12 protein-coding genes, 2 tRNA genes and 3 rRNA genes are annotated in these 23,915 nt (G+C 49.8%); 7 read left to right on the plus strand and 10 right to left on the minus strand.

Annotated elements, in window-relative coordinates; all coding sequences use genetic code 11:
• Positions 1-40: 40 nt before the first annotated feature.
• From J5A66_RS09885 to J5A66_RS09925, 9 genes are all read right to left on the minus strand, one after another.
• Complete coding sequence (locus J5A66_RS09885; protein ID WP_211790425.1) at positions 41-532, minus strand: TlpA disulfide reductase family protein; 492 nt, start codon at positions 530-532, stop codon at positions 41-43.
• 399 nt (positions 533-931) lie between these two features.
• A complete protein-coding gene (locus J5A66_RS09890) occupies positions 932-1,915 on the minus strand; it encodes a FecR family protein (protein ID WP_211790426.1) in 984 nt (327 codons plus the stop codon).
• A gap of 334 nt (positions 1,916-2,249) precedes the next feature.
• Positions 2,250-6,017 (minus strand): LamG-like jellyroll fold domain-containing protein, encoded by a 3,768-nt coding sequence (locus J5A66_RS09895; protein WP_211790427.1) that lies wholly within the window; start codon positions 6,015-6,017, stop codon positions 2,250-2,252.
• Positions 6,018-6,259: 242 nt separating this feature from the next.
• On the minus strand, positions 6,260-6,859 hold the full coding sequence (locus J5A66_RS09900) for an RNA polymerase sigma-70 factor (protein WP_249109967.1): 600 nt from the start codon (positions 6,857-6,859) through the stop codon (positions 6,260-6,262).
• A gap of 692 nt (positions 6,860-7,551) precedes the next feature.
• Positions 7,552-7,664, minus strand: a 5S ribosomal RNA gene (rrf, locus tag J5A66_RS09905).
• Between the two features lie 139 nt (positions 7,665-7,803).
• Positions 7,804-10,712, minus strand: a 23S ribosomal RNA gene (locus J5A66_RS09910).
• Between the two features lie 148 nt (positions 10,713-10,860).
• Positions 10,861-10,934, minus strand: a tRNA-Ala gene (locus J5A66_RS09915).
• A 109-nt stretch (positions 10,935-11,043) separates the two neighbouring features.
• A tRNA-Ile gene (locus J5A66_RS09920) sits at positions 11,044-11,117 on the minus strand.
• A gap of 137 nt (positions 11,118-11,254) precedes the next feature.
• Positions 11,255-12,784 (minus strand): 16S ribosomal RNA (locus tag J5A66_RS09925).
• The 16S, 23S and 5S rRNA genes sit together here with 2 tRNA genes alongside, the layout of an rRNA operon.
• 903 nt (positions 12,785-13,687) lie before the next feature.
• Here J5A66_RS09925 and J5A66_RS09930 point away from each other — a divergent pair.
• The 7 genes from J5A66_RS09930 to J5A66_RS09960 all read left to right on the plus strand — a co-directional run bounded on the left by J5A66_RS09930 (position 13,688) and on the right by J5A66_RS09960 (position 21,315).
• Positions 13,688-15,370 carry a sigma-70 family RNA polymerase sigma factor gene (locus J5A66_RS09930; protein ID WP_211790428.1) on the plus strand — a complete coding sequence of 561 codons (1,683 nt, stop codon included), beginning with the start codon at positions 13,688-13,690 and terminating at the stop codon, positions 15,368-15,370.
• Positions 15,371-15,459: 89 nt separating this feature from the next.
• Positions 15,460-15,720 (plus strand): hypothetical protein, encoded by a 261-nt coding sequence (locus J5A66_RS09935; RefSeq protein ID WP_211790429.1) that lies wholly within the window; start codon positions 15,460-15,462, stop codon positions 15,718-15,720.
• On the plus strand, positions 15,717-16,124 hold the full coding sequence (locus J5A66_RS09940) for a putative toxin-antitoxin system toxin component, PIN family (protein WP_211790430.1): 408 nt from the start codon (positions 15,717-15,719) through the stop codon (positions 16,122-16,124). The genes J5A66_RS09935 and J5A66_RS09940 overlap by 4 nt, the downstream gene beginning before the upstream one ends.
• A gap of 127 nt (positions 16,125-16,251) precedes the next feature.
• A complete protein-coding gene (locus J5A66_RS09945; RefSeq protein WP_211790431.1) occupies positions 16,252-17,334 on the plus strand; it encodes a radical SAM/SPASM domain-containing protein in 1,083 nt (360 codons plus the stop codon).
• Positions 17,331-18,389: a Gfo/Idh/MocA family protein gene (locus J5A66_RS09950; RefSeq protein ID WP_211790432.1), complete on the plus strand. Its 1,059-nt coding sequence runs from the start codon at positions 17,331-17,333 to the stop codon at positions 18,387-18,389. The genes J5A66_RS09945 and J5A66_RS09950 overlap by 4 nt, the downstream gene beginning before the upstream one ends.
• A gap of 83 nt (positions 18,390-18,472) precedes the next feature.
• Complete coding sequence (locus J5A66_RS09955; protein ID WP_211790433.1) at positions 18,473-18,994, plus strand: hypothetical protein; 522 nt, start codon at positions 18,473-18,475, stop codon at positions 18,992-18,994.
• A gap of 428 nt (positions 18,995-19,422) precedes the next feature.
• Positions 19,423-21,315, plus strand: a complete 1,893-nt coding sequence (locus J5A66_RS09960) for a DEAD/DEAH box helicase (protein ID WP_211790434.1) — start codon at positions 19,423-19,425, stop codon at positions 21,313-21,315.
• A gap of 267 nt (positions 21,316-21,582) precedes the next feature.
• On the opposite strand, the gene J5A66_RS09965 is transcribed toward J5A66_RS09960, so the two are convergent.
• Positions 21,583-23,694, minus strand: a complete 2,112-nt coding sequence (locus J5A66_RS09965) for a S46 family peptidase (RefSeq protein ID WP_211790435.1) — start codon at positions 23,692-23,694, stop codon at positions 21,583-21,585.
• Positions 23,695-23,915 lie beyond the last annotated feature (221 nt).

A 23,915-nucleotide genomic window follows, 5' to 3' on the forward strand; every position in this document is an offset into this window, starting at 1 on the left:
ACACAGGGCCATAGCTGCCCAAAGCCCCTGTCGCAACCATTTAGTGCCCACAGGCTTCCCTCACTTTCTCGTACAATTCGGTCTCGGCTCCGTCGGTATAGCCATTGTGTCGGTAGACGATACGTCCCTGTCCGTCTACCACCAACGTATAAGGAATCATCTGAATGCCCAATGCCCGCTTCAATTCTCCATTCGTATCGAGGAGCACGTCATAAGTCCACCCGTTTTCATCGACAAGTGGTTTTACTTTATTAGCATTCTGTGCCTGGTCGATCGATACAGCTACGAGTCGCACACCGGTTTCTTTCTGCCAGTCGGCATATACCTCGTCGATGGCTTTGAGTTCGCGATTGCAGGGCTTGCACCAAGTAGCAAAGAACGCAACAACCATCGGCCGACCGCCATTTTGCAGAGTATCGGTCTGCACGCTTCTACCTTCGATGCTCTTGAGCACCACTTTCGGCAAGCGCGCCTGTGCAAAAGAAGTCATGGCAAGGGCCCATAGAAGCCATAGTAGATTGAGTTTTTTCATTCCTTTTCTTTTGAGTTTTCCATCTGCAAAAGTACAAAGAAAAATGAAGATCGCCAAAAAGGCGATGCTTCTGTTCCGCCAAATGCGCCAGACAACACCTGTTTTCTATCACTCAAAAACAAGCCTTTTCCCTGTCATCTCACAGTCTTTAAATATTACTTGCAACTCTATGATAATCAGACGCATACAAACCGACTTGCAAAAGCTTAGCTTTCGCCATGCGTTTTCTTAGCTTTTGCAGGTCGTTTCCTTAGCTTTTGGCGTGCGAAAGCTAAGAGCTGGGAATACGAAAATGGGGCGAGGAGAGAGTGGGCTTTGAAAGGTCACAAAACCAACATCGGCATCAAGCCTTTTTGCTTGATGCCGATGCTTTGCAGAAGAGAGGGGATATGGGGGCTGTTAAAGCGGACAGAGCATAATGGTTCCGTCTGTCTGGACGCATGTCTCAAAGGGAATGGTGTAGGAAAGATCGCGCAAGACGGCCTGAATGCTTTTGCGATATTTCACCACACCCGAGTAGGTGCGGGCCGGCGCGGGGCCTTCGATGCAGATGTGCACGCGGTAGGCTTTCTCTAAGATGGCGGCAATGCCTTTGAGATCGATGTTATCGAACGGGATGAGACCGTCGTGCCACAACGCATCCAAGGGTGCATAGACGGACTCTATCTCCATATGATGATGGATTTTGTCGACTCGTACTTTCTGGTTGGGTATGAGTCGTAGTTTGTTCTCGGTGCCCAGTTCTTTCACTTCCACTTGTCCCTCTATCAAAGAGACTTCTTCGGTGTGGTCGGTGGAACGGGTGTTCATGTTGAATTTGGTGCCAAGCACGCGGATTTGCACAGCATCGCTCTTGACAATGAAGGGCCGCCGGGGGTTCTTTGTCACCTCGAAAAGGGCTTCGCCACAAAGATTCACGCTCCGTTCATCGCTCGAAAATTCTGCGGGATAGGTGAGTTCGGACGCTCCGTTGAGCCATACCTGCGTGCCATCGGGCAGCGTCAGTCGTTTCACGGCATGCGCTGCGGTTCTGACATGCACCATTTCGGGGCCTTCCCACAGGGCGTAAAGGCTCACACCTCCCAGCAAAAGGACGGCCACCAACATGGCTGCGTAACGCATCAGACGAACGATTCGCCCTCGGCGACTGCGCTTCTCGCTCTCGCGAATGGTGCGGAAAAGGGCGGCTTCGGCTTCTTCTACACGGTGCTGGCCGGAGAAGGTATTGGCAAACTTGTGACTAAGATGTTGGTCTTTCAGCCGAAAGAGCGTGCGTTCGTTCTCCTGAGAGAGGCTCGCCCATGCGGCGATCTCTTCCATCTGCCGAGCCGTGCATCGACCCAAGATGTAGTCTTTTATGTGTTTGTTGCTGAGGGGTTTCATCGATTCGGGGGTTTTCGTATTTTAATAAGGTGTAACGGTGTTACGATTGACGGTGTAAAGGCGGGGCAAATTCGTGCTATGGGCTAACTGTCTGATGTGCCTGCCTTTATGTTTATTACAACTCAAACGGGGAAATAGCTTATTAACAATGTCAAAAGAATAACAAGATACGTTCTTTTTTTATTCCTCAAGAGGGACGGTCTTCAACCTGCCATCAACAGAAGAGCCCGGTACTGTGGCTCTTGCCTACAGCACCGGGCTTCAACGTCTTATCTAAAAATGTTGATGAGGTCGTTTTTCTGCTCCTGTTCATTGGAACAGTGCGACTTTCACACTATTGCTTGATCACCTTAACGGCCTTGTAATGCTTACCGTTCTTGAGCACGCGCACGAGATAGAGCCCGTTGTTGCCGGTCACAGTCACATTGACAATCTGCCCTGCGCTGGGCTGTGCCTTGGTGGTTTGCAACAAGGCTCCCGATGCATTGAGCACTTGGATGGTGTAGTCGCCACCTTCTGCAAAGCGCAGATTGACGCTTTCAACAAACGGATTGGGATAAACCGAGAAACCAAGTTCGGCATCTACGCCATCAATGGAGTTGGTGGTGCCTTCCACTTCTACCGTTCCTTCCAACGTTTTAGAGGCTTTTCCCCATTCGTTTTCAAGAGTGACGCTACCCTTATAGGAGCCGCCATACAGATAGGAGACAACGGCTACATCGCCTGTGCTTTGTATCGTGGCATTGGCAAGCGTCCACTCGGTAGTGGTTTTGATTTCTTTGCTTCCCACAATACCGGGATAACCCAAGAAATCGTTAAAGGCTTGCTGCTGCTCATAAGAAGCTTTGGAGGTGTTCTCACCACCACTATTCTTCATGACAACAATCTTTCCTACCTTGTCGGCACCAGCTTTTCCGTAGTTGAGGAAGGTGCCGTCGGCTTCCATCTTTTCGAAAGTGTAATAAGCTTGGAGGTTGGCCGGAATCTGATCGGCGGCATAACCCTTCATGGCTTCGCGCACTTCTTCGTCGGAGAGAGCCTTGTCCCATACCTGAACTTCGTCTATCAAACCGCTGAAGGCTGCTTTATAAACACCGCCTCCACCGATAAAGATGTTGGCAGGCTGACCTGTCTGGATGCGATAGTCGCCCCGAGTTTCACGACGCAGACTTCCCGGGAAGTTGGCATCGGCCACTTTCACGCCATTGAAATAGAGCTTCTGATGAGTGCCTTGCTGAGTGACGACGATGTGAGTCCAAACACCGGGGGTTACTTGATAGTCGGTAGACATCATATCAGCCTTGGGATTGTCGTGTTCCTCCCAGCCCATCGTATTGAAAGAAACCTCGTTAGCTTTGTGATTCTTCCATGTCGGACGGATTTGTACCCAAAGATCGCCCCAGTTATTGTGTGGCCACTTATCGTGAATGGTGTTCTTGCTGATGAGGTTGGTTCCCTGTTTGTCGTGCGAGAACTTGTCGGCCTTGAACCAAAGGGCGTACGAATAGTTCATACCTTTCTGCACATCGGCAGGAACCATAAACATATTGGGGTCTTTTACTTCCAATGCACGCGACACTTTACCTTCGCCTTTCTTTCCTGTATAGCTGTAGGTGACACGGTCGCCGGTCTTCACCTGATTCTTATCCACCGAAACAGCATCTACTGTAGGAACAGATCCTGTGGCTTCAGGAGTAACCAATACCTTACCACGTGTGATGTGTTTGACACCCCCAGCATCGGTGAGATAGAGGTCGTAAAGGCCTGCATGGTCTACCGTCACTTTGCATTCGGAAGAATTGTCGGCTGTTGCCACCACTGCGTTGGTCTGCGGATCTCTCACTTCCCATCGCTGTGCAGGCTGCACCATCTCGTCAAGCATCTTCAAGGTGAAAGGTTCGTTAGGCTTAATCACCTGCTTATCGGTAACAACATCAGAGAGTGGCTGATCGTAAGGTATGGCTTGGTATGCTGTCCACACAATCTTCGTTCCATGTTTTCCGTCAGGAGACACCGCTCTTACGCCAAAACGTGCACGACGACCTTCGGTTCCGCTCACCATCGGAGCATCGATGACATAGGCAGCCCATGAAGTTGTAGCGGTGAGCAACTGCTGGTCGCGATTTTCTTGCTGGAAGTAGATTTCGTAGTACCATACATCGACATCGTCATTGTAGACCTTGGTGCCCGTCGTTCCGTTGTCGCAGCTGTAACGCATCTTGAAGTCGATAGCGTTGAATCGGCCACGAAGAATCTGCACTTCTTCCACTTTCGGTTCAACGGTGGCAAACTGCTGCTGCGGATTGCGCAAGGCAATCTCGCCCACCAACATGTTATAATCGCTGGGAGTGTTGGCAAACGAAAGTCCAATCATAGCCACCTTGCTTCCTGCAGGCACGTTCAGCTTCGACATAGTGGTGGTAAAGGTGACCCACTGACCCACTTTGCTGGCATCGGTAGGTATCTCTACCTCTTTATAATCAGAGGTTGCATCTTTCAATGCTACAAAAATCTTGGCATGTGTATCGGCCTTTCGCGGCATCTTATAGGTGATGGACAAGGTATAATCTTCTTGTACATCGAGCATGGTCTTGAAGAGTTTGACACGAGAGAAGGTCGTCTGTCCGTGCAAACGAAGACACGAGCCACCGAAATAGGCATCGTCGAAAGTCAGATCTGCCTTTACGAGCGACTTTACGCTTGAAGCGTCCACCTGATCGGTAGCGTCGGTAATCCACCAACGCCACGTCGGCATGATGTCCTGCGTGTTAAGGTTGTACCATTTATGGTCGAATGTCACCTTACCCTCGTTGCGGAACTTCAAGCCATTGCCCAAATTGAAACGCGACACAAAGGGAACGGTGGTAATAGTCGACTTGGCTGTAAGGAAACTGGCCAGACCATGGAATCGGGTCAAGGCTGCATTGGCCAGCGTTGTTCCTCTACCCACTTCGGGTGTAGCGGCTGGATTGCGGTTACCGCCGCTGAAAACCAACTCTTGTTTTTGCAAATAAGCCTTTTGGATGGCAAGGTCGGAGGTTCCGTCGTCTGTGGCACTCTGGTGCAATAAGCTCTGAGAGTGAGCTCCCCAGAAGCCGATAGAGATTTCGCTATTCGTCAATGACGGCCAAGCATTCATCTCCAAAGCTTTTCCTTGAATGTCGAAACCGGCATAAACATCATAAGGACTACGATTCATATTTTTAGCCAATCTGGCCGAATTAGTCAGATGTGAAGAGCCCCAATTGTAGTTCAAGAAGAACATGTCTACTTTCTTATGATCCTTGTCACCAAAAATACCCATGTTATGACCACCCAAATAGTTGGCAAAAGAGATATTTCCTTCGGTGCTCATCAGGTCGTACCAATGCACTTGGAACTCCCAACCGATGGCCTCAGCCTTCTTATGGCACTCTTCAAAGAAGCCTAAGATGTCTTGCATACCTTCTTCATCAGAGTTGAACTCTGAGTTGATGCCGATGCCGTTAACACCGTAATATTTCATAAAGCGCACCAACTTATCCGTCCATTTGTAATGTCCGTCCGTACCTTTCTCCAACAGATAGTAAAAGAGCTTGGCATAATCGTTACGCCAATATTGGGAAGGAATGACCGTATGACTGAAAGGAACCGACAAAAGACAGCCCACTTTCACGCCATTCTTTGCAGCCACATCCGACAATCCGGCAGAGACACGCACCCAAGGTGCCGTCCAGTTGCCGTGAATATCCAAATACGACCACATACTAAAGTTGTCGCCCTCGAAGCAATAGCGCGGAAACGCTTTCCAGGTGCTCGTTGGATCGTCCAACGGAGTCCACAGACACATCTTTCGTTCACGATGAAGCCCGGTCTTTACGATATAGTCTCCATCAGATTCGCCAATGCGTTTACGGGGCTTGACACGAGAGGTGTAAAACTCATCGTCTATCCGAGATACTCCCTGCAATGGCTGTCCCTGCTCCCAACTTTTGAAAGCATTCATCCATTCAAGGAAGTCCATCGTCTTGATGTCCATCGGATGCGACGGACTACGCTGCGCCGACGCACTCAACGAGAAAGCCGAGAACGCAAGAGCCAACAAAGTAGATTTTGTTTTCATACACAAAAAGGTTCTTAATTATTGATATGGGTAAATTGTAAATTCGGTCTTTATACTTATATATATAGGTATCCTGCAATGATTACCTAAGGATTTGCCGAATATTTAACATCATTAAACAAAGGTATAGCACAACAGAGCTTTTCGTAAAAGATTTTTCTCAATCACAGAAAAGAACGCTCAACAGAAAAACAAAAGGAGGTTGACTTAGAAAAAGATGATCCTTCTCTCATCAAATCCTACTACAACCAAAGCAACAGACCATCACACAACACCAGCATAATGCCCATCAAGAGGCCGAGTATACTGTTCTTATCCAACTTCGAGCGCAATTGTCTGAGGGCATTATAAATATGTGCATCCACCGTTCGCACCGAAACGTTCATCACTTCTGCAATTTCCTTATTCTTCAGTCCGTGCAAATAGCTCATCACAAACACCTGCCTACTCTTGGGCGGCAACTCGTTGATGGCTAAATTGATTCGCTGTTGAAGTTCGTCATTCCTGAGTTTCTGCAACACCTCGCTATTGTTGGGATCGAGACTGTCAAGCCGCCTGTTCTCCATCTCAATCACTGCATCCGAATATTTCCGCACCACTTGCCTGTGTTTAATCACATTCAGTGCATGCGTATAGACGCTTCGATAGACAAACGACTTGACATGCGCTGGTTCCAAAATATCCGTTCTCCTGTTCCACAACTCGAGAAACGAGCCTTGCAGCACGTCGTCCACATCGCTATCGCCCAAGAGTCGGGCAGCATAACGGGCCAGTTGCGGATACAAATCGCGGAAATAGGTACGAAAATCCTTCTCGGTCATTAGTCGAATGCTTGCAGCCAAGTTACTGTTCTAAAATCTATGCAAATATAACGCATTTCCCGCGATTAACCCCACGGGCTTCCTATATTTTATGTAGTTCGAGATAAGTTTCAAGTGGGCGATGCATCTACAGTTGCTTGGAGAACGGTTTATCCTCCTAAACGAGCACTTTGGATGTCTTCCTCTTACCACTCATCATCACATAGAGGTTTTTACTCGGCCTTTTCACTTCTACTTCACAAGTGTTATTGAGCCACTCAATTCCACCAATTTGTTCTCCGTGGCGTTACTGAGTCACTCAATTTCATCAAATTACTCTCCGCGGCGTTACTGAGTCGCTCAATTGCACCAATTTGCTCTCCGTGGTGTTATTGCGTCGCTCAATTGCATCAAATTGTTCTCCGTGGTGTTACTGAGTCGCTCAATTCCATCAATTTGGTCTCCGCGGCGGTTTTGAGCCACTCAGCAACTCGATGTCGTCATTTCTCTATCAACTCTTCTGATTTTCAGATCTCTACAAAGCACCTTTCATTTCCTTAGCTTTTGCATTGCGTTTCCTTAGCTTTTGCACGCCGTTTTCTTAGCTTTTATCATGCGTTTTCTTTGTCTTGGCATCTCACTGCTCCTTGTCAACTCGTTAACTTATCTCCTTGTCAACTAAAAAAGGAGGATGCTCCCGCTTCAGGGGGCATCCTCCAAGGAGGGTTTTTGAAAGGGGGCGGCCTCCTACTCTCCCGCATTGCATTGCAGTACCATCGGCGCAAGCGGGCTTAACTGCTCTGTTCGGAATGGGAAGAGGTGGAACACCGCCGCAATAGCCACCCAAAAGGGGTTGGCGCATTGTACAAGCTAAGATGCATGAGTCTTCATCGAGATGCTATATTAACGATTGCCTCTCTCATGCCATTCGGCATCCATCAGGGATGACGAAATACACAATTTCTGATGTGGCGGAGGATGGGGTAGAAAAGAAGCTTTCGGGCAATTAGTAGCACTCGGCTTTGGCGTCGCCGCCTTTACACCTGTGCCCTATCGACGTCCTCGTCTTGAACGGCCCTGATGAGGAGCTCTTATCTTGCGGCCGGCTTCGCACTTAGATGCTTTCAGTGCTTATCCGATCCAGACTCGGCTACCCGGCGGTGCACCTGGCGGCACAACCGGTAGACCGGAGGTCTGTCCATCACGGTCCTCTCGTACTAGTGACAGAGCCACGCAAAGCTCCAACGCCCACGATAGATAGAGACCGAACTGTCTCACGACGTTCTGAACCCAGCTCGCGTGCCACTTTAATGGGCGAACAGCCCAACCCTTGGGACCTTCTCCAGCCCCAGGATGTGACGAGCCGACATCGAGGTGCCAAACCACCCCGTCGATGTGAGCTCTTGGGGGGGATCAGCCTGTTATCCCCGGAGTACCTTTTATCCTTTGAGCGACGGAGTTTCCATACACATCCGCCGGATCACTATGCCCCAGTTTCCTGCCTGATCGGCATGTCTGCCTCCCAGTCAAGCACCCTTTTGCCATTGCACTCTATGAGGTCGGTTACCAATCGACCTGAGGGTACCTTTGGAAGCCTCCGTTACGCTTTTGGAGGCGACCACCCCAGTCAAACTGCCCACCAAGCGATGTCCCCACAATAAGCGGGTTAGACCTCGGACAGCCAAAGGGCCGTATTTCAAGGATGGCTCCACACAGGCTGGCGCCCATGCTTCAAAGCCTCCGGCCTATCCTACACATCGGATGGCCAAGGTCAACGCTAAGATGCAGTAAAGGTTCACGGGGTCTTTTCGTCCCATCGCGGGTAATCGGCATCTTCACCGATACTACAATTTCACTGGGATCATGGTTGAGACAGTGTCCGGATCATTACACCATTCGTGCAGGTCGGAACTTACCCGACAAGGAATTTCGCTACCTTAGGACCGTTATAGTTACGGCCGCCGTTTACCGGGGCTTCAATTCAATGCTTCCCATTGCTGGTGACATCTCCTCTTAACCTTCCGGCACCGGGCAGGTGTCAGGCTGTATACTTCATCTTTCGAGTTCGCACAGCCCTGTGTTTTTGTTAAACAGTTGCCTGGACCTATTCTCTGCGCCTCATATTGCTATGAGGACCCCTTATCCCGAAGTTACGGGGTCAATTTGCCTAGTTCCTTAACCATGAATCTCCCAACGCCTGAGTATATTCTACTCGACTACGTGTGTCCGTTTACGGTACGGGTACCACAGAGATGATGCTTAGCGGATTTTCTCGGGAGTTTGATTACCCACGCTATTGCCTTTCCCCGAAGGGAAGGGCATACTTTCGGAGTTCAACTCGGAAGGTGGATTTGCCTGCCTTCCTCTACATCTACGTCCTTCAACGGAGCAGTCCGTCGCTCCGCGGTGGTGTCACGCCTCCGTCTCCGCGTCGCTCCCTGAGGTAGTTGCGGAATATTAACCGCATCTGCCATCGGCTTCGCCGTTCGGCTGAGCCTTAGGGCCCGACTAACCCCGGGGTGATTGACATTGCCCGGGAAACCTTAGTCTTACGGCGGGAGGGAATCTTACCCTCCTTATCGTTACTTATACCTACATTTGCTTTTCCATGCGCTCCAGAAAGGGTCACCCCTCGCATTCTACGCACATGGAATGCTCCCCTACCGATACTTTTAATTTACATTACTATCCCGCGTCTTCGGTGTTTGCCTTATACCCGATTATTATCCATGCACGTCCCCTCGACCAGTGAGCTGTTACGCACTCTTTGAATGAATGGCTGCTTCCAAGCCAACATCCTGGCTGTCACCGGGAACATACTTCGTTAGACTAACTTAGGCAAAACTTCGGGACCTTAGACGGCGGTCCGGATTCTTCTCCTCTCGGGGACGGACCTTAGCACCCGCCCCCTTACTGCACAGCTTCTGTCCACAGGCATTCGGAGTTCGTCAGGTCGCGATAGGCGGTGAAGCCCTCTTGACCTATCGGTCGCTCTACCTCCTGAGGAGAACACTGCACGCGGCACCTAAATGCCTTTCGGGGAGTACGAGCTATCTCCAAGTTTGATTGGCCTTTCACTCCTACACACATCTCATCGGGAAGCTTTTCAACGCTTATCCGTTCGGACCTCCATCCCGCGTTACCGGGACTTCATCCTGGACATGTGTAGATCACTTGGTTTCGCGTCTACCACTACCAACTTAAACGCCCTATTCAGGCTCGCTTCCACTACGGATTCAAGTCTCATGACTCTTAACCTTGCTGGTAACGGTAACTCGTAGGTTCATTATGCAAAAGGCACGCCGTCACTGCTAAAAGCAGCTCCGACCGCTTGTAGGCGCATGGTTTCAGGAACTATTTCACTCCCCTCATTGGGGTGCTTTTCACCTTTCCCTCACGGTACTATTTCACTATCGGTCTCACAGGAGTATTTAGCCTTACCGGATGGTCCCGGCAGATTCACACAGGATTTCTCGTGTCCCGCGCTACTCAGGATACCGCTATGTCTTAATTGTCTTCGAATACGGGATTATCACCCTCTATGATCTCTCTTTCCAAAGAGTTCTTCTCAACAAATAAGTACAACAACGCGGTCCTACTACCCCGGCATTGCAAAAATACAACACCGGTTTGGGCTTTTCCCACTTCGCTCGCCACTACTAAGGGAATCATTTAATTATTTTCTTTTCCTCGGGGTACTAAGATGTTTCAGTTCCCCCGGTTTGCCTCACTACCTTTGCAGTGATACCTGTCCTTCTAACAGGTGGGTTGTCCCATTCGGAAATCTGCGTATCAATGGCTATTTGCACCTACACGCAGCTTATCGCAGCTTATCACGTCCTTCATCGCCTCTGTGAGCCTAGGCATCCGCCATGCGCCCTTATCTCGCTTCTTTAAAAAGTACTACCTTAAATAAAATCAAGATAGATACCCATACTTCAGCTACATCATCTATTATAGGCAATCATTTGCCTCGTCTATTCATGCAGTCTTGCTTGTATCAATATGCCAAAGAACTCATGCGATATATACACATCGCAAAGTGGAGAATAACGGATTCGAACCGTTGACCCCCTGCTTGCAAAGCAGGTGCTCTAGCCAGCTGAGCTAATCCCCCTAAAAATAGGGATTCCTAATCCAAGGTTCCTTCACTTACCTCCTACATATAAAAGGTATACGCTCAGGTAAACTTACCACCCTCAAACATCACTCTATCAAATCAGATGTAGTCCCAGGCAGACTTGAACTGCCGACCTCCACATTATCAGTGTGGCGCTCTAACCAACTGAGCTATAGGACTCAGGAGGCTTAACAAAATCTATAACCTAAAGACTCTGAGGAACCTATCGGGAAAGAAAGACAATAGTAGAGGCACAAGAGCTAAGAACAAACAAAACCCATAACCATCTCAAAAAAGATGAAGGTAAGCCCATCCAGAAAGGAGGTGTTCCAGCCGCACCTTCCGGTACGGCTACCTTGTTACGACTTAGCCCCAATCACCGGTTTCACCCTAGGCCGACCCTTGCGGTCACGGACTTCAGGCGCCCCCGGCTTTCATGGCTTGACGGGCGGTGTGTACAAGGCCCGGGAACGTATTCACCGCGCCATGGCTGATGCGCGATTACTAGCGAATCCAGCTTCGTGGGGTCGGGTTGCAGACCCCAGTCCGAACTGAGGCGCGCTTTCAGGATTAGATGCTACTCACATAACACCAACTCGCTGTACGCGCCATTGTAACACGTGTGTAGCCCCGGACGTAAGGGCCGTGCTGATTTGACGTCATCCCCGCCTTCCTCACACCTTGCGGCGGCAGTATCTACAGAGTGCCCGGCATTACCCGATGGCAACTATAAAAAGGGGTTGCGCTCGTTATGGCACTTAAGCCGACACCTCACGGCACGAGCTGACGACAACCATGCAGCACCTCCGCAGCAGTCCCGAAGGACCTCATCATCTCTGAATCGTTCCGCTGCAGTTCAAGCCCGGGTAAGGTTCCTCGCGTATCATCGAATTAAACCACATGTTCCTCCGCTTGTGCGGGCCCCCGTCAATTCCTTTGAGTTTCACCGTTGCCGGCGTACTCCCCAGGTGGGATGCTTAACGTTTTCACTTGGTCACTGATATATATATACCAACAACGAGCATCCATCGTTTACCGCGTGGACTACCAGGGTATCTAATCCTGTTCGATACCCACGCTTTCGAGCATCAGCGTCAGTTAAGCTGCAGTAAGCTGCCTTCGCAATCGGAGTTCTTCGTGATATCTAAGCATTTCACCGCTACACCACGAATTCCGCCTACCTTCAGCATACTCAAGCCCCCCAGTTCGCGCTGCAAGTCAGATGTTGAGCAACTGAATTTCACAACACGCTTAAAAGGCCGCCTACGCTCCCTTTAAACCCAATAAATCCGGATAACGCCCGGACCTTCCGTATTACCGCGGCTGCTGGCACGGAATTAGCCGGTCCTTATTCATGCAATACCTGCAATAACCCACACGTAGGCTAATTTATTCTTGCATAAAAGCAGTTTACAACCCATAGGGCCGTCATCCTGCACGCTACTTGGCTGGTTCAGGCTTACGCCCATTGACCAATATTCCTCACTGCTGCCTCCCGTAGGAGTCTGGACCGTGTCTCAGTTCCAGTGTGGGGGACCTTCCTCTCAGAACCCCTACCGATCGATGTCTTGGTGGGCCGTTACCCCGCCAACTAACTAATCGGACGCATCCCCATCTATTACCGCAAAACCTTTAGTCTACTGCTGATGCCAATCGAAGACCACATACGGTATTAGTCCGACTTTCGCCGGGTTATCCCGTGGTAATAGGTAGGTTGGATACGCGTTACTCACCCGTGCGCCGGTCGCCATCATCGGTTGCAAGCAACCAACATGCTGCCCCGCGACTTGCATGTGTTAAGCCTGTAGCTAGCGTTCATCCTGAGCCAGGATCAAACTCTCCATTGTAAAAATGACGTTCGCATTTAAAATGCATTTCCCGATTGGACTATACCTATAAAACAATAAAAAAGCTTTACAGCTCACATCGCTTTATCTAAAGTGCTATCAAGCACCCAGGTCTCATCGTCCATATAAAGTAACACCCAAAAAGGCGTCACCCGCTCTTGTACTACTACTGTCTATCAATACTTTCAATGAACTCTTTTCAATACACTCCCAAAGCTAAAAAATAACCCGAAAGCGGATGCAAAGGTATGTCTTTCTTTATCACCCGCCAAATATTTCAATCAAAAACTTGCCCCACCTTTGCTATTTTAACATTTAAACACAAATCACTCTCTTTTCTTTAGCCTATTTACCTTATTATATATAAAGATGGAAACGTGCGGAAAAGCGACAAGAAAGGCGATCTTTCCGAACAAAACCGGCGCGTTCTACGAAGCTCTTCTTTCCCTTCCTGACTTTCGGTCTCTGCATCCTCGCCATACGAAAGCTAAGAAAACACCCTCCAAAAGCTAAGAAAACGCAATGCAAAAGCTAAGAGAATGCGAGCCAAAAGCTAAGAGTTGGAAATCCGTTTTGTAAGCGTCTGATGGTCAGAACCTTCCAACGCCCTTTTCCAAAAGCAAAAAGAGCCTTCCCTTCTTGTTCTTTTTCTCCACCCGATTTCTTACTGTCACCGTCGCCTCTCATCCCATTTTTCAAGGAAATCAGGCAGAAAAGCTCTGCAACACCACTCCTTTTCTTACCTTTGCAGATAGAACCGAAACCACTGATCCACGCCTCTGGCAGGGCGAATTCTCGTCGGGTGCGGGGCATCATAAACAAAAAAAACAGGAATTCGTGCAGTCTTTTCGCCTCATGTTTCTCCCTTTAAGTAAAAGAGGACATCTCTTTGCTCGAAAAACGATGAATATAGACGCATGCAGACAGGGCGACCGGAAGGCTCTCGGAGAACTATATGCGGCATATTCCCACCGCTTGATGGGGATATGCCGCCGCTATGTAAAAGACGAAAGCGTGGCCGAAGACCTGCTTCACGATGCTTTCATTCTGATATTCGCCTCGATAGGCACCCTCAAAGACGATGCCCGACTGGAGGGATGGATGTCTACCATTGTGCGGAATCTATGTCTGCACCATCTGCAAAGTTCTTCGCGACCGACAGAATCGCTGGATGTACTCCCGGAAGAACCCTCTTACGGCGAGCCCTCAGAGGACGACCCTATCGCAGACTTGGACACGCTGTTGGCCGCTATCGAGGCTCTGCCCAAGGGAAGCCGAGAGATTTTCAAGCTATCGGTGCTCGACGAACTATCGCACAAGGAGATTGGGCAGTTGCTGGGCATAGCTCCTCACAGTTCGTCTTCGCAGTTGTTCAGAGCAAAGAAGATGCTTCGCGGCATGCTGCGCCACCTTTGGTTGCTGCTTTTGCTGGCATCTGCACCGCTGTGGGTCTATTTTTTCACAACCAACAAGGAAGAACGCCTTTCGGAAAACAGACCTGCGACCGTGAATCGGCCTCCCAACAAACGACAGAAAACAGACCTCAAAGAAGGAGGGAAAACGGCGAGAACAACCGATTTCCAGGTTCAAGCTCCCTCTCACCAAGGGTTGTATAGGGCCGCTAAAGGAGAACATCATACCGATTCTGCCACCGATACGCGGATCAAAGTGCTCGATGCGGGAGCAGACATACGCCCCGCCATGGCCCATTCTGATGCCATACAACAGCTCATCGCTGTGCACCCGACAACTACAGACTCGCTCCTACTGTTGCCTTCGCTGCCCCACCGGGACGACAGAACGGCCAACGCGGGTGCAGAAATCCACCGAAAGAAACGCTATCCCTGGACGTTCAACCTCGGTTCTTCGTCAAATGCGACGACGGGTGCGGGCTTATCCAACGAGAATTATCTCTCGGTGATAGACTATGCCAAAGGGGGTGCAGCCTCGAAGATCCACACTTGGGAGGAATACAAAGACTATATGACCCGCAACGAGGCTTTGATGGACTCGGCGGAGCGCGTTCGGCTCGCCCGGATAGGCACCTATTTCTCTTCCGGCAACAAGGGTTTGGGCGAAGATGTGCGGCATCATCGGCCTCGAGGACTTGGCTTGTCGCTCAACAAACAGCTCGATGCGCATTGGATTTTCGGTACAGGTGTGACCTATACGCTGCTAAAATCGGAACGAACGAGCCAATTCCACCACACCGCCATCCTCAAAACGCAACGCATCTCGTATATCGGCATTCCGCTTCGGCTCACCTATCGCATCTGGGAAAAAGGCCGTTTCATGGCTTATGCCACAGGCGGCGTGACGCTCGAACTGCCCGTCAGCGGTTCGTTGCAAACGAAATACATCACCGGCAGCGACTCGATCAGCAGCTTTAGAAACACGCTCCGGCCTCGTTTCCAATGGTCGGTGGGCCTGGGCGTAGGCCTTCAGTATCGGCTTTTCAGGCCCTTCAGCTTCTACATCGAGCCCAATGCCGGCTATTACTTCCGAAACGGCAGCACCATCGAGACCTATCGCACGGCACATCCCTTCACGTTCGGCGTTCCGTTCGGGCTCCGACTCACGTGGTGACGAGATTTTCCGCTTTCCTAAATACACATTTGGAAATGTTGGAAAAATGTCGTATATTTGCCAAAAAGGAATCAAAGAAAGGAGTAAAGATGACAACTCTTCAATTGAACAATGAATTGCAACGACAATTGAGCTACATCTCTGACGACGCAATTTTACTGAAAAAGGCCATCAACTATATTAAACAGTTGGGTAAAGAACGCCATGCGGCATACGCACAAGAAGACTTGAACGCAGATATCGACAAACTGCTGACCGTCTTTCACGTAGAAAACATTACCCAAGAGGAGATCAACCGTGAATGCGAAATGGTGAGGAGGGAGCAATTCAGTAAGAAAACTGCGAAATGAAAGTCGTTATTGACACGAATTTATGGATTAGTTTCTTGATGGGAGGTTCTTCTTCAGATCGTTTGGAGAAACTGTTCCGAAACCATTCCATCAAAATTGTCATGTCAGAACAATTGGAATCTGAAATCATGAATGTTGTGCAGCGTCCTAAATTCCGCAAATATTTCACGGAGAAAGATTATCAACATTTACTTTATTTTATACGAAGACGCTCCGAATACCATGAACCTCCGAGAGTCAATCGCTATTGCCGCGACCCCAAAGATGATTTCCTACTCGAATTAGCTCTCGTATCTAACGCCCACTTTCTATTAACTGGAGATGAGGATTTACTGATAGTGGAACACGTTGGTAAATGTTGTATTCTTACACTCTCTGCATTTGAACAGCATTACAAAATTTAGCCTGAAGGTAAATGCCTAAGATAAGGGAGAGCTATCCGTCTCATATCCCTCCTTTTCCCTCTCTTTCCTTGCAGTCTTTTCCTCGATTTCGCCTCTTTATCCATAGAGACGAATCAACGAAAAGACGATGTACAACCTACAAGACTATCTATATAACGGACTGATATTTGTCAACAACATCCTGCGAAAACGGCATAAGAAACTCACTTCGCTGATGATCTATTCTACCACCAGCTGTCAGTCGCGTTGCCAACACTGCTCCATTTGGAAGAAACCAACCGTCCATTTAACTCTGAACGACATTATCCAACTGATGAACAGCCGATGTATCACCCCTCAAACAGTCGTGGGACTGGAGGGCGGAGAGTTTGTTCTGCATCCCGAGGCCGACGAAATCATGCAATGGTTCGACACGCATCACCCCAACTACACGCTGCTTACCAACGCTCTGGCCGTAGAAAAGGTGATCGCTGCCGTGAAACGCCATCGCCCCAAACATCTGTATGTGTCTCTCGATGGCAAGCGGGACACCTATTTATATATGCGCGGCAGAGATGGATACGACAAGGTGATGCAGGTGATCGAGGCCTGTAAAACACGCTTGCCGGTATCGTTGATGTTCTGTCTTTCTCCCTGGAACACGTTCGAAGACATGACACACGTCATCGAGATAGCCCAAAAATACGGGATCGATGTGCGTATCGGCATCTACAGTACGATGTCTTTCTTCGACACAACAAAGGGCCTGATGGAGACGAACGACAACGATTTTCTTTCGAAAATACCGCCCGGCATCCATCAAACAAAGGAGAACTACGACTTTGTGGCTCTGTATGACGAGTGGAAAAACCAACGACTGCAACTGCGTTGTCACAGCATTTTCAGTGAGTTGGTGGTGCACTCCAATGGCGATGTGCCATTATGCCAAAACTTAGATGTGATCTTGGGCAACATTCATCATAACACATTGGACGAGATTTTCAACTCTCGCCCAACTCGTAAGACGCAATGCCGCTATTCGAACACCTGCAACAACTGCTGGATCAACTACCATCGGAAATACGACATCATCCTTTTGCGAAACCTCGAAAAGATGTTTCCCAAACGATTGATCGAGCTTTTCTACGGCAAATATCAATGGACGAACTGTCGCCACACCACCTATCGCCGCCATATCAAAAGTATAACCGCTTCAACATTCACACGATGAACTATTTGAAGAGCCTCATCACCCGATATAAAAATCGTCGCAGCAACTCCGTTTTGACCGACTGCTACACACACTCATATGCTCTTGTGGGGTTAGGAAACCATTGCATCGAGAATCTCTTGCCCGTCATCCACCATCTGCAATTGCCTTTAAAGTATGTTTGTTGCACGTCTAAGCAGAAAGCAAACTTCATCACGAGAAAGTATCCAGGCGTAAAAGGAACCGTCTCTCTTCCCGAAATCTTGAACGATAGGGCTGTTTCGGGTGTCTTTGTAGCCACCCATCCGCAGGCACATTTCGATATTGCAGGCAGCATGATCGAAGCCGGTAAAGCTCTTTTCATCGAAAAACCACCCTGCAAAGACGGTGCACAGCTCTCGGCATTGCTCGAAAAGAGAAAGCAATATGGCGAACAACCCATCATCGTGGGCCTGCAACGACGTTTTGCTCCGGCAACGCACATCCTGCGAAAACAACTGAAGAAAGACGCCGCTTACCACTATCATTATCGCTATCTCACAGGGCTCTACCCCGAAGGTGATGCTTTGCTCGACCTGATGATTCATCCACTCGATTACGTTTCCTTTCTCTTCGGACCGGCAACGATCAAGGCTTCCGAGTCCATCCAACTCAAAAACGGCGGGCAGACGTGGTTCATTCTCCTGCAACATCAACGAGTGACGGGTATCATCGAACTGTCTACGGCCTACTCTTGGGCACAATCTGAAGAGCAATTGGACATCAATACCAATGGCGGACGTTATACTTTGCACAATCTCGAACAGCTGAATTTCTGCCCAAAGCAGCCTTCTCCGTTTGGGATTCCTTTGGAAAAGGTCTTTACCAACAGCTCTACCCGCTGTCTATACAGCCCAAACAGTTTCATTCCGACCGTCCGCAACAACTCCATCTATACACAAGGATTCCTCACAGAGATAAAAACCTTTGCCGAAATGGTAGAGAAAAGGCGCGAAGATACGGGTCTATTCGGCTTGGAAAGCCTTGCAGGCACCTACGCTCTGATCGATCAACTGCGCAAAAAAGAAAACGTTTAAAGTGCCGGAACGCGACCACATGCAAAAGCATCCGCTCCCTTTCGGCCAACCATAATGACCATTTTTTAACGAATAAAACCATCATGATGAAGAGAAAAATGCTGTATGTGCTGATGAGCCTGTTAGGTTTCTCGGCCTGTTCTTCCGAAAACGCAGTGCTTGACGCCCCGCAAGTGTATGATGTTTCACGCTCGGACTGTAAACGAAATGCCTCGAAAGCAGACAGCCGACCCGAGTATTACGAAGCTGTTGAGCAAACAAAGGCCACACTCAGTCTGACCTTAGCAACAGACGGAGTTTTGAAAGGACGCTTCGAAAACGTAACGGATCTCTGCGGAGTCGACCGCTTTTCGGTAGAAGCGCGTATGATTTCGGGGAACATCAGATTGATTCTACGCCCCAACTACCTGCCAGGCAGCGAGCTACTCGACTGCATTTGCGTGTACGATGTGGACTTTAAAGCCCGTCGATTCACGTCGGGTAGCCATCGTTTGCAGGTCTACAAGGCCTTGGAGGGCGAGTCGATCGACCGCGCAAGAGTGCTTTATGACGGTCAGATGACCCTTCAACAGGGTCAAACCATACAACTCGAGCTCAACCGATAGTCTGCTTCCAACAGACCGTCTGCCATCCTTTGCCCCGCAACGCACAAGCTACTGTGCGGGCATCGGTCGACAATGATGTCGAAAAAGACCTTTCACACTCATACAATTGGGCTTCCATCCCCACCCGATCCCCCTCTTTCGACACCACCGAAAGAGGGGTTTTATTGTGCGAAAGCACAAAAAGACGGCCTCAACAGTCGTTAACTCATTTATTTTCACTACCTTTGCAGCGTTCAAACGAAGGCGTTGTCTGTTATGGCTGGGTGGCAACGAATGGTTGAACGAGTGATAATAGACAGAGTTTCTGTGCAAGTTGGCAAGCAAACAGCCCCGCAAACGGGCAGCTTGCAAGAACAAAACCGGTGAGCGCACAGGTTGTTTCGATACGCAAACGGCAAGCGGGGAAACTCATAAACGCAACAAAACATTTGAAGACATTTGAAGAATTGGGCGTGAGCGAGCAGATTTGCCGCGCCATTGAAGAGCTGGGCTTCGAGCAGCCCATGCCAGTTCAGGAAGAAGTAATCCCCTATCTGTTGGGAAATGGTAACGATGTCATCGCTCTGGCGCAAACAGGAACGGGCAAGACCGCCGCTTATGGCATACCCGTACTGCAAAAAACAGATCCCCAGAGCAAACAAACACAAGCTTTGATTTTAAGTCCGACGCGCGAACTTTGCCTGCAAATCGCCGACGACCTGGCCGACTTTTCCAAGTATATCCAGGGTTTACACGTCGTGCCCGTTTACGGAGGAGCTTCCATCGAGATGCAAATCCGCCAACTCAGAAAGGGTGCACAGATCATCGTTGCTACTCCGGGACGCCTCATCGACTTGATGAAGCGCGGCGTAGCACAGCTCGATGCCGTGAATAACGTGGTGCTCGACGAGGCAGACGAGATGCTCAACATGGGCTTTACCGAAAGTATCAACGCCATTTTCGAAGGTGTTCCCGCCGAAAGGAACACGCTCTTGTTCTCGGCCACCATGAGTAGAGAAATCGAAAAGATTGCCAAGAGCTATCTGCACGACTACAAAGAGATTGTCGTCGGCAGCCGGAACGAGGGTGCAGAGAAGGTGAACCACATCTATTATATGGTGAATGCGAAGGACAAATACCTGGCTTTGAAACGCCTGGTCGACTTCTACCCGCGCATTTTCGCCATTATCTTCTGCCGAACGAAGGTAGAGACGCAAGAGATTGCCGACAAACTGATTCGAGATGGCTACAATGCAGAAGCCCTTCACGGCGATTTGAGTCAGCAACAGCGAGACCTCACGATGCAGAAGTTCCGTAATCACAACGTGCAGTTCCTTGTTGCCACCGATGTAGCGGCCCGTGGGCTCGACGTCGACGACCTGACGCACGTCATCAACTATGGTTTGCCCGACGACATCGAGAGCTACACCCATCGAAGCGGCCGTACCGGGCGCGCCGGAAAGAAAGGAACGTCGATCTCCATCATCCATACCCGCGAACGCTCGAAGGTGAAAGCCATCGAGAAAATCATCCAAAAAGAGTTCGTAGACGGCACGTTGCCCTCGGCAAAAGAGATCTGCAGCAAACAGCTTTACAAGGTGATGGACGAGATTCTCAAGGTAGACGTCAACGAAGAAGACATTGCGCCCTTCCTGGAGGAAATCAATCGCCACTTTGAATACATCGATAAGGAAGACCTGATCAAAAAGATTGTGAGCATGACCTTTGGTCGTTTTCTCGATTATTATGCCAATGCGCCCGAAATCGAAAAGCCTTCGGGCAAGCGAAGCGAACGAAACGCGGGCAGATCGGAGCGCGGCGGGCGTACGGAACGGGGCACAAGAGGACAGCGAAAGGCCGAAGCGGGCTATTGTCGCCTCTTTATCAACCTCGGAAAAGACGACGGTTTTTATCCCGGCGAGGTGATGCAGTTCATCAATCGCCATGTGCACGGCCGGCAAGAGGTGGGTCACATCGATTTGCTGGGCAAGTTTTCGTATATCGAAGTGCCCGAGACCGACGCGCAAAAGGTGATTCGTGCCATCGACGGAACCCAATACAAAGGGCGCGATGTGCGCTGCAACCATGCCGATGAGCCCGGCCATGGCCGTGCCTACGGTGGTGGAAAAGGCGGCAGAAAGACCGGGCGTTACGACGTTTTTAAGGGAAAACCGAACACCGAAAGCAACGGCAAGCGTGGCAAACGCCAACAACGCAGCTTGGAAGAAGAGGCCAACACGGGCGACTGGCGACAGTTTTTCCAGCACAACACGCCGAAACTGAAAGGCGAGGAGCCCGATTTCTCGGAAGAGGGATGGGCCAGACGCCGCCCCAAGAAATAGTCTTCGTTCCGCCGTTTCTGCGAAAGGGGAAACGAACATTCGATCAAGGCTCCGACAAAAGCTTAGCTTTCACATCCCAAAAGCTAAGAAAATGCAATGCAAAAGCTAAGAGATGGCTGTGCCATCTCTTAGCTTTTAAAATATCTTTTATAACCACCTGTATTTCAAGGGCTTGCCAAGCTGCATACGTTCGTCCGCTAAGCAGGAGCGAAACGGGCGGTATCTGCCGCCGCACAAACCCTTTGAGGACGGAGGGAAAATACTTGTTTAGAGTCCCATCTCGCGCAACAGACGGTGGGCATGGCCCCATTTGTCCATCATGAAGAGCACGAAACGAATGTCGACACCGATGCAACGAGCCAGTCGGGCGTCGAAGTTGATGTCGCTCGAGAGGCTGTCCCAATTGCCGTCGAAAGCCAAACCGATGAGTTCGCCCTTACCGTTGAACATGGGCGAACCGCTGTTTCCGCCGGTGATGTCGTTGTTGGTGAGGAAGCAGAGATGCATTTGACCCGTTGTTTTGTCGGTATATCGACCGAAATCGCGGGCCGAGAGCAGTTCTTTCATGATGGGTTCGGCCTCGTAGTCGGTGATGTGTGCCGCGCGATTCATCTTCTCGACGATACTCTCGGGGGTGGTATAATAGCCCGAGGGCTTGCCGCCGAGCTCGAATTCCTTCACCTGTCCGTAGCTCAGACGCATGGTAAAGTTGGCGTCGGAGTAGTGAGGCAGGTCGGCTTCCATCCGCAATTTAGCCGCACAGAGATAGCGTTCTTGTGTCTCGATGGAATCGTTGATGGCCCCCATTCCCTCGTTGAGATCATAGAAAACATCCATCACGTCTTGTCCGAAACGCACACCGGGATCGGCTTTGTAGGCTTTGGTGTTGTAATAGAGCTTCGCCCCCTTCTTCATGAGCAGCGAACGGGTGTAGAGATAGTCGACAAAGCGGGTGTAGTCGCCCTCGAAACGGGTGTCGATAGTGGTGTAGAATTTAGGCAGATAGCGGGCATCGACATGCTCACGGTAGTTCTTGAGAAGGACAGAAAGCACCTCACGGTCGAGCGCAGCGTCCCATTCGTTGCTATTGTCGGCAAAAGAATGATATTTTTTAGCTGCGTTTTTCTTCGGTCCTTTCACCTCCATGCCCGTGGCAAGTTGCATGGCACGGGTAGAGAACTCATTGGTTCGGCGGAAGGTTTCGCGCCAATACATCATCGTTCGCACCCGCTCCTGCCGGCGGGCATAGAGCTTTTCGAGCAGCGGAAAACTGAGTTGGCCCTTGAGAAAACCTGTAGAGTCTTGCCATTGACGGAGCCGTGCCTCGTAATCGCGCTTCTGTTGAATGATGCCTATCGAGTCGATACATTTGTTCATACCGATAGAGTTTTTCCAATAGTTGGCACTTTGGGCAAACTTCGAGTCGTATTTGATGCGCACAGCCTCGCTGGCACGCATGTATCGGCGCATCACTTCCTGCTTCACTCCTCGCACTTGGGCACGCGGAGTGTTCTCTGCGTCGCGCCGTTCGACAATGCCATAACTCGAGATATAGCGGCTGGTGCTGCCCGGATAGCCCATGGTCATGGCGAAAGAGCCGACCTGATAGCCCTCAAGTGATGGGCGTGCCCAGTGCTGCGGGTGGTAGGGCACGTTGTCTTTCGAGTAAGCTGCGGGACCGTTTGTCTTGGGATCGGCATAGATTCTAAACACGGAGAAGTCGCAAGTTTGGCGTGGCCACATCCAGTTATCGGTCTCTCCGCCGAACTTTCCCATCGATTTGGGCACGGTGAAGACCAGTCGCAGGTCGGTGAAATCTTGGTAGACGGTGGCGTAATGCCGGTTTCCTTCGTAGAAAGGGTCGATGTCTACGTGCAGCGTAGGGTCGATTTGCCTAACAGAATCGGTGAGCGCACGCTGCAAAGAGTCGACCATCGCCGCCTGTTGGTCCTTTCCGCAGCGGCTATATCCTAAACTTTCGAGCTGCGGGGTGACATCTTTCTGCTCGCGCATAAAGCTCACAAACATATCTTTGTTGGGCAGTTCGTCGGCCAAGGTTTTGGCAAAGAACCCGTTCAACATATAATCGTGCTCTACGGTAGAGTGGCTTCGGATGGCTTCGAAGCCGCAATGATGATTGGTAAAGACGAGTCCGTCGGGCGAAACAACTACTCCAGAGCAATATCCAGAGAAGTTAACCACGGCGTTTTTAATAGCGTCTTTGCTCTCATAAAGGTCGCGATAGGGCAACAAGAAGCCTTCGCTTTGCATCTGTCGGTACACTGCTTGCGGCAGATTGTACAACGTCCACATGCCCTCATCGGCCTTAACGGTACCGAATGTCATGAGGGCGGCAATGAGTAATGTCGATTTTTTCATATGTAATTGGTTATGATTTCTTTGAGGAGTGAAAGGAGTAAAAGAGTGAAAGGAGTAAAGACGTATGTAATTGGTTATGATTTCTTTGAGGAGTGAAAGGAGTGAAGGAGTGAAAGGAGTAAAGACGTATGTCTTATTGTTTGAGTTGTCATGCTCCATCATACAGAAGAAGCTCATGTCTTGACTTCTTTCACTCCTCCACTTCTTTCACTCCTGGATTT

The organism is Prevotella sp. oral taxon 475, from assembly GCF_018127805.1.
Taxonomy (GTDB): domain Bacteria; phylum Bacteroidota; class Bacteroidia; order Bacteroidales; family Bacteroidaceae; genus Prevotella.